Source organism: Sphingopyxis sp. Root1497 (assembly GCF_001427085.1).
Taxonomy (GTDB): Bacteria; Pseudomonadota; Alphaproteobacteria; order Sphingomonadales; family Sphingomonadaceae; genus Sphingopyxis.
Window position 1 is genome coordinate 1472284 of the sequence record NZ_LMGF01000005.1, and the last position, 13761, is coordinate 1486044.

General features: G+C 65.4%; 12 protein-coding genes. 9 read left to right on the forward strand and 3 right to left on the reverse strand.

All coding sequences use genetic code 11. The annotated features are described in order from the left end of the window. Positions 1-29 precede the first annotated feature (29 nt). On the reverse strand, positions 30-1217 hold the full coding sequence (locus ASD67_RS21470) for a bifunctional 2-C-methyl-D-erythritol 4-phosphate cytidylyltransferase/2-C-methyl-D-erythritol 2,4-cyclodiphosphate synthase (protein WP_056351405.1): 1188 nt from the start codon (positions 1215-1217) through the stop codon (positions 30-32). A gap of 94 nt (positions 1218-1311) precedes the next feature. Between ASD67_RS21470 and dusB the strand changes: the two genes are divergently transcribed. The 9 genes from dusB (at position 1312) to hflX (ending at position 12446) form a co-directional block, all read left to right on the forward strand. After that, positions 1312-2310 (forward strand): tRNA dihydrouridine synthase DusB, encoded by a 999-nt coding sequence (gene dusB / locus ASD67_RS21475; protein ID WP_056351408.1) that lies wholly within the window; start codon positions 1312-1314, stop codon positions 2308-2310. Continuing rightward, positions 2307-3398 (forward strand): two-component system sensor histidine kinase NtrB, encoded by a 1092-nt coding sequence (locus ASD67_RS21480; RefSeq protein WP_056351411.1) that lies wholly within the window; start codon positions 2307-2309, stop codon positions 3396-3398. Before dusB ends, ASD67_RS21480 begins: the two co-directional genes overlap by 4 nt. Continuing rightward, positions 3395-4813, forward strand: coding sequence for a sigma 54-interacting transcriptional regulator (locus ASD67_RS21485; RefSeq protein WP_056351414.1), 1419 nt, complete (start codon positions 3395-3397; stop codon positions 4811-4813). The genes ASD67_RS21480 and ASD67_RS21485 overlap by 4 nt, the downstream gene beginning before the upstream one ends. Before the next feature lie 69 nt (positions 4814-4882). Then, positions 4883-5305, forward strand: coding sequence for an NAD(+)--rifampin ADP-ribosyltransferase (gene arr, locus ASD67_RS21490; RefSeq protein WP_056352301.1), 423 nt, complete (start codon positions 4883-4885; stop codon positions 5303-5305). A gap of 127 nt (positions 5306-5432) precedes the next feature. Next, a complete protein-coding gene (locus ASD67_RS24055; RefSeq protein WP_056351418.1) occupies positions 5433-5864 on the forward strand; it encodes a GFA family protein in 432 nt (143 codons plus the stop codon). A 952-nt stretch (positions 5865-6816) separates the two neighbouring features. Further along, a complete protein-coding gene (locus ASD67_RS21505; RefSeq protein ID WP_235535782.1) occupies positions 6817-9108 on the forward strand; it encodes a sensor histidine kinase in 2292 nt (763 codons plus the stop codon). After that, positions 9098-10477, forward strand: a complete 1380-nt coding sequence (gene ntrX, locus ASD67_RS21510; RefSeq protein ID WP_056351426.1) for a nitrogen assimilation response regulator NtrX — start codon at positions 9098-9100, stop codon at positions 10475-10477. The genes ASD67_RS21505 and ntrX overlap by 11 nt, the downstream gene beginning before the upstream one ends. Before the next feature lie 122 nt (positions 10478-10599). After that, a complete protein-coding gene (gene hfq / locus ASD67_RS21515; RefSeq protein ID WP_056351428.1) occupies positions 10600-11091 on the forward strand; it encodes an RNA chaperone Hfq in 492 nt (163 codons plus the stop codon). A gap of 8 nt (positions 11092-11099) precedes the next feature. Further along, positions 11100-12446 (forward strand): GTPase HflX, encoded by a 1347-nt coding sequence (gene hflX, locus ASD67_RS21520; RefSeq protein ID WP_056351431.1) that lies wholly within the window; start codon positions 11100-11102, stop codon positions 12444-12446. Here hflX and mazG read toward each other — a convergent pair. Both mazG and ASD67_RS21530 read right to left on the reverse strand, forming a co-directional pair. Next, complete coding sequence (gene mazG / locus ASD67_RS21525; protein WP_235535783.1) at positions 12424-13149, reverse strand: nucleoside triphosphate pyrophosphohydrolase; 726 nt, start codon at positions 13147-13149, stop codon at positions 12424-12426. The genes hflX and mazG overlap by 23 nt on opposite strands. 83 nt (positions 13150-13232) lie before the next feature. Beyond that, the gene (locus ASD67_RS21530) at positions 13233-13748 is read right to left on the reverse strand and encodes a protein-tyrosine phosphatase family protein (protein ID WP_056351438.1); all 516 of its coding nucleotides are present in this window, start codon (positions 13746-13748) and stop codon (positions 13233-13235) included. Between the last annotated feature and the right edge of the window lie 13 nt (positions 13749-13761).

The window sequence follows — 13761 nt, forward strand, 5'->3', positions numbered from 1 at the left end:
TCCCCCATCGTCTTTCGCTTTTTCCGACCTTAGGCCCGGTCGTCGGGAAGCGACAGTGTCGCGACGGCCTGCGCGGCGATCCCTTCGCGGCGACCGGTAAAGCCCAGCCGCTCGGTCGTTGTCGCCTTCACGCTGACCCGCAGCGGCGAAACCGCAAGGATGTCGGCGATACGCTCGCGGATCGCCTGGCGGTGCGGCCCGATCTTCGGCGCCTCGGCGATGATCGTCAGGTCGACATGCGCGATCCGCCCGCCACGCGCCGCGACGCGGCTCGCTGCAAAGGCCAGGAAGCGGTGCGACGCGGCACCGCGCCATTGCGGGTCGCTCGGCGGGAAATGGTCGCCGATATCGCCATCGCCGAGCGCGCCGAGGATCGCATCGGTCAGCGCATGAAGCGCGACATCGGCATCACTATGGCCTTCAAGTCCATGACTATGCGTGATTTCTATGCCGCCGATCCACAAAGGCTTGTCGGCCACCAGCCGGTGAACATCATAGCCCATGCCGACCGCGTGTTGCATCATCGTTCCAATCCCCAGCAGCCCCGACAGGATCGCCATATCGTCCGCATATGTCAGTTTGTGGAGCCGCGCATCGCCCGCGACCGCCGCCACCGGCACCCCGATCCGCCGCACCAGCTGCGCATCGTCGGTCGCCGCGGCGCCGTCGGCCGCGGCATGCGCGCGGCGTAATGTCCCGAGCCGGAACGCCTGCGGCGTCTGCACCCGCGCCAGCGCGCCGCGATCGACGACATCGCCCGCAACCCCGTCGGCCTGCGCGACCAGCGTATCGGGCACCGGCAGGGTCGGGATCGCCGCTTCGGCGCCGTCGGCAAGCGCGGCGAGCAGCCGATCGATCACCGCGGCGTTGACGCCGGGCCGCGCCGCGTCATGCACCAGCACTACCGCGTCGTCGGGAAAGCCCGCCAGCGCCGCCAGCGCATTCGCCGCCGATTGTTGTCGCTCGTCGCCCGGAGCCGCGGAAATCCAGCCTTCGGACAGCATTCCGACCGCCGCCATGACGTCATCATTCGCTACCAGCACACCGCCCGACAGCCCGCCATGCGCGGCAAAGGCGTCGAGGCTCCAGCGCAGCACCGGCTTGCCGCCGAGCAGCGCGAGTTGCTTGGGCTGGTCATAGCCTGCGCGCGCACCAATCCCGCCCGCCAGCAGCACGGCGACGACGGCAGGGGCGGGGGAAGGGGCGGACTCGCTCATCACCGAGCCGGTTAGCGCAGCCGTCGCTTGCGGGAAAGCCGCTTAACGTGTAGGGGCGCTGCTCAATTTTTAGGCAAATTCGAAGGCTTCCCCCATGGCGGCGCTGCGCCCCATCCAGATCGGCCCCATCACCATCGCGGATCCCGTGATCCTCGCGCCGATGACGGGCGTCTCCGACCTGCCGTTCCGCAAGCTCGTCCGCTATTATGGCTCGGGGCTCAACGTCACCGAAATGATCGCCAGCCAGGCGGCGATCCGCGAGACGCGCCAGTCGGTCCAGAAAGCCGCCTGGGACCCGATCGAGGAGCCGGTGTCGATGCAACTCGTCGGCTGCACCCCCTATGAAATGGGCGAGGCGGCGAAGCTCAACGAGGATCGCGGCGCCGCGATCATCGACATCAACATGGGCTGCCCGGTGCGCAAGGTGACCAACGGCGATGCCGGCTCGGCGCTGATGCGCGACCTCAAGCTCGCCGCCGCGCTGATCGACGCCTGCGTCAAGGCGGTGTCGGTGCCGGTGACGGTCAAGATGCGCATGGGCTGGTGCCACGACAGCCTCAACGCCCCCGAACTCGCCCATATCGCCGAGGACATCGGCGCCAAGCTGGTCACCGTCCACGGCCGCACCCGCAACCAGATGTACCGCGGCGAGGCCGACTGGGGCTTCGTCCGCTCGGTCAAGGATGCCGTCTCGATCCCGGTCATCGTCAATGGCGACATCTGCTCCGCCGACGACGCGCGCACCGCGCTCGCGCAGAGCGGCGCCGATGGCGTCATGATCGGCCGCGGCGCCTATGGCCGCCCCTGGCTGCTCGGGCAGGTGATGGCGGCGCTGCGCGGCGAGGCCGAGCGCCCCGACCCCGGCCTCGACGAGCAATATGACGTCATTACATCGCATTACCGCGCGATGATCGACCATTATGGCGAAATGACCGGGGTCAATATGGCGCGCAAGCACCTTGGCTGGTACGTCAAGGGGCTCCATGGTTCGGCCGAGTTCCGCAACAAGGTCAACCAGATCCCCGACAGCAAGGGCGTGCTCGACGCACTCGAAGGCTTTTACGGACCGCATCTGACCAGGGCGGCTGCGTGAGCGCGCTCACGTCGAGCATCCCGACGTTCGACCATGACGAGCTGATCCAGTCGCATCCCGTCGCCACCCTGCTGATCGACCGCAACGGCGTCATCCTGTTCGTCAACGCCGCCGCCGAGCAGCTCTGCAACACCGGCCGCGCCGCGATGGTCGGCCATGTCGTCTATGACGTCATCGGCATGGACCGCAATTATCGCCAGCGGATGAGCGACCCCGCTTATTCGGCGCTCTTCGCCCATGGTGCCGAGATCAGCGTCGGCGGGCGCAAGGCAGTCGCGGTCGACATGCAGATGGTGCCTTATGGGAACGCCGGGCACCGCATCCTCGCGCTCGTCGCGTCGCAGCGCGACGCCGAACTGATGGGCGGCGCGATCGGCCGCTCGGGCCGCGCCGCCGGCGCCGCCGCCTCGATGCTCGCGCACGAGATCAAGAACCCGCTCGCCGGCATCCGCGGCGCGGCGCAATTGCTCGCGCGCGGCGCCGACGCGGGCAAGGCGCGCTTCACCTCGCTGATCGTCGCCGAGGTCGATCGCATCGCGACGCTGATCGACCAGATGGAGCATTTTTCGCGCGGCCAGCCGATCGCCTGCGAGCCGCTCAACCTCTACCAGCCGATCCACCAGGCGATGGAGGCGGTGCGCGCGCGCCAGCTCCCCGGCATCCGCTTCGCCGAGGATTTCGACCCCTCGCTGCCGCTGGTCCTCGGCAACCATGACGCCATGGTGCAGATATTGCTCAACCTGCTCACCAACGCCTGCGAAGTGCTGGGCGCGCGCGACGACGGCACGGTGCGCATCGCGACGGCGTACCGCCACGGCCTCTCGATCGACAATGGCGACGGCCGCGGCCGCATTCCGCTGCCGATCGAGGTCGCGGTCAGCGACAACGGCCCCGGCGTCCCCGCCGAAATCCGCGGCGACCTGTTCGATCCCTTCGTCACCACCAAGCGCGAGGGCCGCGGTCTCGGCCTCGCGCTCGTGGCAAAGCTCGCGCGCGACATGGGCGGCACCGTCCAGCATATGCGCGACGGCGAATGGACCCGCTTCCGCGTCCACCTCCCCGCAGCGCAAAAGGGCCAGACGGCATGAACGGCAAGACGATCCTGCTCGTCGAGGACGATCCGACGATCGCGCTGATCATCCGCGAAACCCTCGCCGAGGAATGCGGCGTCTTCGCCGCGGTCACCACCGTCGCCGAACGCAACGCCTGGCTCGCGGCGAACAGTCCCGACCTCGTCATCACCGATGTCGTGCTGCCCGACGGCGACGGCATCGACTCGCTGCCCGGCGCCGGGCTCGACGCGCAAGTGCCCGTGATCATCCTGTCGGCGCAGAACACCCTCGATACGGCGGTGCGCGCGACCGGCATCGGCAGCTACGACTATCTACCCAAGCCCTTCGATCTCGAGGATTTGACGACCAGCGTTCGCGCCGCGCTGGCGCGCCGTCGCTCCGAACCCGCCGCCGCCGTCGAGGCCGGTCCCGCCGACAGCCACGGCCTCGTCGGCCGCGCTCCGGCGATGCAGGCGGTCTACCGCACCATCGCACGCCTCGCCTCGAACGACCTCGCCGTCCTGATCCTCGGTGAATCGGGCACGGGGAAAGAGGTTGTCGCGCGCGCCGTCCACGCCACCGGCCTGCGCCGCGCCGGGCCGTTCGTTGCGATCAACATGGCGGCGATCCCGCGCGAACTGATCGAGGCCGAACTGTTCGGCCACGAAAAGGGCGCCTTCACCGGCGCGCACAGCCGCAACGCGGGACGCTTCGAACAGGCAGCGGGCGGCACGCTCTTCCTCGACGAAATCGGCGACATGCCGATCGAGGCGCAGACGCGGCTGCTCCGCGTCCTTCAAAGCAACGAATATTCGACCGTCGGCGGCAGTCAGGCCTTGCGTGCCGACGTCCGCGTCGTCGCCGCGACCCACCGCGATATGCGCACCCTCGTCGCCGACGGCCGCTTTCGCGAGGATCTTTTCTACCGGCTCAACGTCATCCCGGTGACTCTGCCGCCCTTGCGCGACCGGCGCAGCGACATCGCCGCGCTGATCCGCCACTTCGTCGAGGCCGGCCGCGCGTCGGGCCTTCCCGACCGCCAGTTCGCGCCCGCCGCGATGCAATTGCTCGAACGCTATGACTGGCCGGGTAACGTCCGCGAACTCGGCAACGTCGTCCAGCGCCTCGCGGTGCTGTCGCGCGACACCATCGTTTCCGTCCGCGACGTCGAGGCGGTGCTCCACGAAAGCGGGGAGGGCCATCCGATCCTCGCCCCCGCAGACGCGATCGGCCGCGCCGTCGACGACTGGGCGCGCGAGGAACTCGCCGCCGCCGACCAGGACGGCACGATCCACGAACGACTTCAGGCGATCGTCGAGGCCGCGCTGCTGCGCCGCGTACTGCGCGACGTGCGCGGCAACCAGCTCGAGGCGGCCCGCCGCCTCGGCATCAACCGCAACACCCTGCGCAAGCGGTTGGGGCAGCTCGACATCGACCCGACGCGGGTGTGAAGCAGTGCCGGTGCCGGCCTTGCTTGGGTCACTGATCAAAAGCGGTCTCGCAAGACAAGGACTATGACGATGACCGAAGCGCTGGACGAGGGACCGTTCTTTCACGGCACAATCGCGGATTTGCGCGTCGGTGATGTCCTTACCGCAGGATACCGGTCGAACTATCGCCCGGAGGTGGTGATGAACCACATCTACTTCACGGCCATTGTGGACGGAGCCGGGCTTGCCGCTGAAATCGCGGCGGACCTCGCCGAAGGCGCTGCCGTCCCCCGCGTTTATGCCGTAGAGCCGACCGGGACATTCGAGAACGACCCGAACGTGACCGACAAGAAATTTCCCGGCAATCCCACCCGGTCGTATCGCAGCAGCGCACCGCTCAAGGTCATCGGTGAAATCACAGAATGGACCAGATTGACGCCCGAAGCCTTGCAGCTGTGGAGAGAACGGCTGACCGCACTGCGCTCCGACGAACGAGGCGAAATCATCAATTGACGCGCGGCGATACGCATCTTGCGTACCGTTCGGTCGGATCGCGGCAAGCGATAGGACGCGGGCGACCGATTGCGGACAGGCCAGGCTTTGGTAGTATGACCTGGTTCAGAATATTTGGGAGATAGCGATGCCCGGACCAATCAAAGGCTCATGCCTTTGCGGCAAAATAGGCTTCGTCGTCGACGGCAAATTCGGACCGGCCGGGCAATGTCACTGTTCGAAATGCCGCAAGGTGTCGGGAACCGATGGCAATGCCGTTTTCTATGCCGCGAAAGCCAGCTTCCGCTGGGTGAAAGGCGCGGACAATATCGCGACCTACCATGTCCCCGGTGAGCAGGGGTGGCAATCCAGCTTCTGCAAGACGTGCGGAAGTCCGACCCCTCACACCGATCGGGAAGGAAAGATATATTTCGTCCCGGCGGGCTTGCTCGACGATGACCCGGGATTTCGTGGGTATGCCGCCCATATATTCGTGGGTTCGAAGGCGCCTTGGGTGTGCATAACCGACGGGGCGCCGCAGTTCGCGGCAGGATTCACCTCGGACAAGGCCGATAGCTGACCGCGCGGAGAAGCCAGCCCGTCGCCGACCCTCCGCGGGCGCCGGGATGGCCTCTCACGACCGGTTGCGGAAATGAATCCTCCCTGCGGCGCAGCCGTGGGGAGGGGGACCGCCGCGTAGCGGTGGTGGAGGGGCCGCGGCGTTGCGCCAGCCTTTGACGGCGTNCCTCCCCATCGCTGCGCGACAGGGAGGAGTGGCAACGTCCGTTCCCCACCTCATTCCGGTCACCCGGTTCGAACCCAACCAAAATGGCCGCCAACGACCGAAGCCAGCCATCAGACGTTGTTTTCGAACCAGCGAGAGCTGCCGTTGACATGCCGCAAGTTGATCGCTTCTTTCAAACGATGTTTGATTGCTCAGATATTGCCTTCGTCGCACCTTGGCGTCCGCTCCAACATGAAGTGGAACGCGAAGGTCTTCCGCGCCAGTTGGCAATAGAGCTGTCGCCAGGTCACCCGCTCTGGGGCCGGAGTTGCGAAGTCATCGGTCGTGCCGACACGAACGACGACATACTGGTTGTGTGTGCTGATGGACGCTTTGCGAATGTCCATCTGACTTGGGGACAAGGCCCCGGCAATGCCCAGTACCCGCACACCGTGTTCTATGACACCACGCAAGAATTGAATGATGCGCTTTGGCGAGACGCTGTGTGGCAAGGCTTCATCGAGGGATTCGACCCGAAGGATCCAAGGCTCTGGGCTCACCAAGATTAGGTCGGCTTTAGTCGATCACCGTCCGAAACCTGCCAGTCCGCTTCCCACACCAAAGCGGTCATCGACATCCGAATCCGATCGCCCCCGATCCGCTCCGCCCGACACGACCCGCATTTCCCGGTTCCAGCGTCGAGCATCCGGCAAAACAACGCCCAACCGACACGATTTATACGCCAAACCGTGGTCCCCGCGCACATTGTGTGTTTTCTATGCAACAGGTTTGTCGTAACGAGGCAACAATGGCGAACGGCGTTACGGTGACGGGCGAGGCAGAACCCGAAGGGCAGGGGCCCCGTTCGCGCATCTGGACCTTTGCCGCGCCGGAATATTACACGCTTGCCCTTATCCTCAGCGTCGGCATTGCGACCTATGTCTTCGTCACCGGCGACGCGCAGAGCGAGCGGCTGCTGACGCCGGGATTGGTTGCGGCGATCATGGTCGCCAACCTCGTTCCCGCGATGGCGCTGATCGTGCTCATCGGCAGCCGCGTGGCGCGCGCGCGCGCGATGCGCTCGATGGCGGGCGGCAATGGCCGCCTCCATGTTCGCCTCGTCGCGCTCTTCTCGCTGATCGCCGCGGCACCGACGATGCTCGTCGTGATCTTCGCCTCGCTGCTCTTCCAGTTCGGGGTCGATTTCTGGTTTTCCGACCGCTCACGCGGGATGTTCGAAAATGCGGCGGGTCTCGCCGAGGGCTATTATCAGGAAAACCAGCGCGAGGTCGTCGCGAACACGATGAAGATGGCGGGCGATCTCGGCGATATCCTGGCCCGGTTTCCGATCGATGGGCCTGATTTTGCCGATTATTACCTGCAACAGGTCGTCGTCCGGAACCTCAATGAATCGGCGATCATCGAGATCGGTCCCGATGGCGTCGCGCGCACGGCGGCGATGATCGATCCCGACAATCGCGATGCCGAAGCGCGTATTTCGCCGTCGATCGTCGCGCGCCTCGACAATGGCGAGGACGTCATCGTCAGCCGCCAGGCCGACCGGATCGAAGCGGTCACAAAATTGCCGCGGCGATCGCGCGCTTATCTCTATGCGTCGCGCGATGCCAACGTCCTGGGCTTTCAGCAGTCGCAGCGCGCGAGCACTGTGCTCGCCGACTATAACGCGCTGTTCAAGCGCTCGCAGCAGCTCCAGCTCCAGTTCAACGGCGCGCTATATCTCGGCGCGCTGCTTCTGCTCGCGCTCGCCGTGATCGCCGCGATCGTCGTCGCCGACCGCATCGTCCGTCCGCTCGGTACCCTCGTCGGGGCGACGCGAACCGCCGCCGGCGGCGACCTGTCGGTGCGAGTCATCCCGTCGGCGAACAACGACGAAATCTCGGTCCTCGCCCATGCCTTCAACCGCATGACCGAACAAATTCAGGGTCAGACCGGCGCGCTGCTCAGCGCCAACGAGCAGATCGAGGCGCGCCGAAGCTTCATCGAAGCGGTGCTCAGCGGCGTTTCCTCGGCGGTCGTGTCGGTCGACGCCGGCCATCACATCCTGCTCGCCAACGCCGCCGCCGAGCGGTTGATCGGAACCCCCGCCGACCAACTCACCGGACGCCCGCTCGAGCAGGTCGCGCCCGAACTCGCACGCTTGATCACCGGCGACGAGCGCGAGGCGGTGGTCCAGCTCGCGCGCCGCGAGGGCGAGCCCGCGACGCTTGCCGCCAAGGCGGTCGCGCAGGGCGACGGCTTCGTGCTCAGCTTCGAGGATATCACCCAGCAATTGCTCGACCAGCGCCGCGCCGCCTGGTCCGACGTCGCGCGCCGCATCGCGCACGAGATCAAGAACCCGCTCACCCCGATCCAGCTCGCCGCCGAACGCCTCCAGCGCCGTTTCGGCGACAAGGTCGAGGGCGACCAGGCGACCTTCCGCAAGCTCACCGACACCGTGATCCGCCAGGTTCACGACATGCGACGCATGGTCGACGAATTCTCCAGCTTCGCGCGCATGCCCAAGCCGACTTTCGGGGTCGAGGATATCCGCGACATATTGAAACAGGCGGTGTTCCTGTTCGAGGTCGCCAAGCCCGACATCGCTTTCAGCGTGTCGGTCCCGAACGATATCGAGCCATTGGTGTGCGACCGCCGCTTGCTGTCGCAGGCACTGACGAATATCGTCAAGAATGCAGTCGAAGCCATTGAAGAAAATGTAAAAAATCCCGAATCTTCACCGATCGGCCACATTCGTGCGATCCTCGATATGGGCAATGATCGTGAAGTTGTGATCCGCATCGCCGACGACGGCATCGGCCTCCCCGAAGCCCGCGACACGATCGCCGAACCCTATATGACGACGCGCCAGGGCGGCACCGGACTCGGCCTCGCGATCGTCAAGAAAATCGTCGAGCAGCATTATGGCGAACTCGACTTTGCCGACAATCCGGCAGGAAAGGGGACATGCGTGACGCTCACGCTTCATCCCGACCGCCTCCGCCCGCTCGCCGGGCGCGGCGCCGACACGACAACAGGGCAGGCCGAATCGGTCCCGGGCCGTTCCCGGAACCGGCAGGATAGAGAAGATCATGGCGCTTGATATTTTGATCGTCGACGACGAGCGCGACATCTGCGACCTCGTCGCCGGCGTCATGGAAGACGAAGGCTATGAGGCGCGCACCGCGTCTGACAGCGACGCGGCGCTCGAGGCGATCCGCCAACGGCGCCCGTCGCTCGCGCTGATCGACGTGTGGTTGCAGGGTTCGCGGCTCGACGGACTCGGGCTAGTCGAGGCGATCAAGGCGTTTGACCCGACGCTGCCGATCATCGTCATTTCGGGCCATGGCGGGCTCGACACCGCCGTCGCCGCGATCCGCCGCGGCGCCTTCGACTTCATCGAAAAGCCGTTCGAGGCCGAACGCCTGCTTCACCTTGTCGCGCGCGCGACCGAAAACGAGCGGCTGAAGTTCGAATATGAGCGGCTGCGCGAACGGGCCGGTCCCGCCGACGAACTCACCGGCACGAGCGCCGCGATCAACAATGTCCGTGCGACGCTGAAACGCGTCGCCGGCACCGGCAGCCGCGTGCTGATCACCGGCGCGGCGGGCGTTGGCAAGGAGGTCGCGGCGCGCGTCCTCCACGGCTGGAGCGGCCGACATACCGCACCTTTTCGCGTCATTTCGTCGGCGCGCATGGATCCCGAAACGGTCGAGGCCGAGCTGTTCGGGTCCGAAAGCGACGACGGCGCGATCCGCGTCGGCCTGCTCGAACAGGCGCATGGCGGTACCGTCTTCCTCGACGAGGTCGCCGACATGCCGTTGACCACGCAGGGCAAGATATTGCGCGTGCTGACCGACCAGAGCTTCACCCGCGTTGGCGGGCGGACGATGATCCGCGTCGATGTCCGGATCATTTCGGGATCGGCGCGCGACCTGATGACCGAAATCGCCGAGGGGCGTTTCCGCGAGGATCTCTATTACCGGCTCAACGTCGTGCCGGTGCACATCCCGTCATTGCGCGAGCGGCGCGATGACATCGCAGCGCTGTGCGAGCATTTTGTCGGTCGCTACGCTGCCGATCGCCGTGCGCCGCCAGCGGAAATCAGCGCCGAAGCGATGGCGGCGCTCCAGGCGCACGACTGGCCCGGCAACGTTCGCGAACTTCGCAACGTCATTGAGCGCGTGATGATCCTCGCGCCGAGCGACCGGCTCGGGCGGATCGACGCCGACATGTTGCCTGCCGAACTGGTGCGCGGCGGCACCGACATATTGCCTAACGCCGAATCGATCACCGCAATCCCGCTCAAGGAAGCGCGAGAGAATTTCGAGCGCGAATATCTGCGGATCCAGATCAATCGTTTCTCGGGCAATATTTCGCGCACCGCGACCTTCATCGGCATGGAACGGTCGGCATTGCACCGGAAGCTGAAGCTTTTGGGTTTGACCGACAATTCGGACGGCGAAGCCTGAAAGCCATCGGCTTTGCGCTAGACCTGCGCGACGCTTTGCCGCATATTGGGCACGCCGCGACGAAAGCGGCGGTCCAGTCAGGGCCATCAAGCGGTTTTACCCGCCAAGAACAGGAGGCCAATGTGTCCGATAAAAACCAGAATCTCCAGGATCTCTTCCTCAACGCTCTCCGCCGCAGCAAGACACCGGTGACGATGTTCCTCGTCAAGGGTGTCAAATTGCAGGGCATCATCACCTGGTTCGACAATTTTTCGTTGCTTCTGCGCCGCGATGGCCAGTCGCAGCTCGTCTACAAGCATGCGATTTCGACCGTCATGCCCTCGCATGACTTCGACCTGTCGCTGCTCGGCGACAATCTGCGTGACGCTCCCGCTAGCAAGGGCAAGGCATTGCAGGATGTGTTCCTGAACGCGGTACGCAAATCCGACGAATCGGTGACGATGTTCCTCGTCAACGGCGTGATGCTGCAGGGCGATATCGTCGCGTTCGATCTGTTCTGCATGCTGCTCGAACGTGAGCGGCAGGTGCAGCTGGTCTACAAGCATGCGATTTCGACCGTGCAGCCCAATGGGCCGATCAATCTGACCGACAGCGAGCCCGAAGGCGACGCCTGATCGATCCGATGTCCGACAATGACGACGAGGTAACGCGCGGCGCCACGGCGGTGCTGATCGTACCCGAATGGCATAGCCAGCGCCTGTCGCGCGACCTCGACGCGCGGGCCGAGGAGGCGAAGGGGCTGGCGCTCGCGATCGGGCTGGAGGTCGTGGCGGTGTTTCCGCTTCGGCTGCGGCAGACGCGGGCGGCGACGTTGATCGGGGTGGGGCAGATCGATGCGATCAAGGCGGAAGTTGGCGAAGGTGCCGCGCAGCTTGTGATTGTCGATGCGGCGCTTACCGCGATCCAGCAGCGCAACCTGGAGACCGCTTTCGGGACCAAAGTCATTGATCGAACGGGATTAATCCTCGAGATTTTCGGCGAGCGCGCGGCGACGGCCGAGGGGCGGCTGCAGGTCGAACTGGCGCATCTTGACTATCAGGCGGGGCGGTTGGTGCGCAGTTGGACCCACCTCGAGCGCCAGCGCGGCGGATTCGGCTTCCTCGGCGGTCCGGGCGAAACGCAGATCGAGGCCGACCGGCGGATGATCCGCAACCGCATGGCGCGTATCCGCCGCAGCCTGGAGGATGCCAAGCGGACGCGGCAGTTGCAGCGCGCCAAGCGCCAACGCGCGCCCTGGCCGGTGGTCGCGCTCGTCGGCTATACCAACGCCGGAAAATCGACCTTTTTCAATCGCTTGACGGGAAGTGACGTCATGGCGGAAGATATGCTGTTCGCGACGCTGGACCCGACGATGCGCGAGATCCGGCTGCCCGGCATCGACAAGGCGATCTTGTCCGACACCGTCGGTTTCGTGTCCGACCTGCCGACCGAATTGGTCGCGGCGTTTCGCGCGACGCTGGAGGAAGTGACCACAGCCGACCTGATCGTCCATGTCCGCGACATCGCGCATCCCGACAGCGAGGCGCAATATGCCGATGTTGTCGCCATCCTCAATTCGCTGGGCGTCAACGGCCCGCAGGACGGTGGGGAAGGGGGCGCCGATGCGCCCGCGGTCATTCCGCAGATCGAGATATGGAACAAGATCGACACCGCCGATTCCGATGAGCGCGCGGCGATCGAAGAGATGGCGGCGCGGCGGAGTGACGTCGCGGTCATATCGGCGGTCAGCGGCGAGGGCGTCGAAGCGGCCCGGACGCTCATGGCGTCGCAATTGACCGCGCTGCACAGGATCGAACGCATTTTCCTCGGCTACGATCATGGCGAAGCGGCGGCGTGGCTCCACGCGCGCGGCGAAGTGCTGGGCGACGAGCCGCAGGAAAACGGGCATGTGCTGACGGTGCGGCTCGATCCCGCCGACAAGGCGCGGTTCGAACGGCTGTGGCCGGCTAGGACCGCTCCGACGCCTTGACCGCCTGCCAATGCGCTTCCTGCGCGTCGAGCGACAGGCCGGCCAGCGTTCCACCCGCGCGGTCTTCCATGGCGGCAAAGCGTCTTGCGAATTTCATGTTGGCGTCACGCAGGGCACTCTCGGCATCGACCCCGAGTTTGCCGGCATAGTTGACGACCGCGAAGAGCAGGTCGCCGACCTCTTCATGGCGTTCCTGTTCGTTGGTCGCCGCGGCCACTTCGGCGAGTTCCTCGGCGATCTTGTCGCGCGGGCCGTCGACGTCGGGCCAGTCGAACCCGACGCGCGCGGCGCGCGATTGCAGCTTTTCGGCGCGGAGCAGCGCCGGCAGCGACAGCGCAACGCCGTCGAGCGCGCCCTTGGGACCGTCGGCGGCGCGTTCGTTCGCCTTGATCTGCTCCCATTGCAGCCGCACGTCGGACGTCGTGACGTCACCGAAGATATGCGGATGGCGGCGCTCCATTTTGTCGGAGATCGCGGTCGCGACATCGTCGAAGGTGAACAGGCCATCGTCGGCCGCGATCTGGCTGTGAAAGACGACCTGGAGCAGCAGGTCGCCAAGCTCGTCACAGATCGCCACAGGATCGCCGCCGGCGATCGCGTCGGCGACCTCATAGGCTTCCTCGATCGTATAGGGCGCGATGGTCGAGAAGTCCTGCGCCAGATCCCATTCGCAGCCGCCGTCGGGGTCGCGCAAGCGGGCCATGACGCCAAGCAGGCGGGCGATGGGGGATGTGGGGGATTCGGTCGTGCCTTGAGACATCAGTTTATCCGATAATATATATTATGTTAAATTGGTCGAGAGAAGCGAAGGGAGCACGATCGGTTTCTTTCACCGAGCGCCCGGATCCAGTCCCGCTGTTCGTCGGTATCCGGAACCTTTACCCCGCGCGCCGTCGCGATGGCGTCCAGCGCATCGTCGGCCGACTGCCCGGCACCGATCATGATTGCTGCCGCCAGAACCGACGAGCGGCCGATGCCGGCCCGGCAATGGATTGCGACTGGCTTGCCGCGTGCCGCCATGTCGTTCGCGAAACGCCCGAATGCGGCCGCATCATCAGGCAATCCGCGATCCGGGATCGGCCACGACAGAAACTCGATGCCATTGTGGTTGCACAGCGCAGGTTCCCGCGCGAGATCCAGATCGTCGATCTCTTCGCGTTCAAGCAGACTGACGACGATCCCGACGCCTGAACGGGCCCAATGTGCGATCTCATCCTCGAGCCATTCGCCGGATCGAGGCCGCGCCATGATAGCGATGCGCATGTCGCCGGGGTTTTCGATCCAGTAGATCGTGGAAAGCATCAGCGCATTGCTT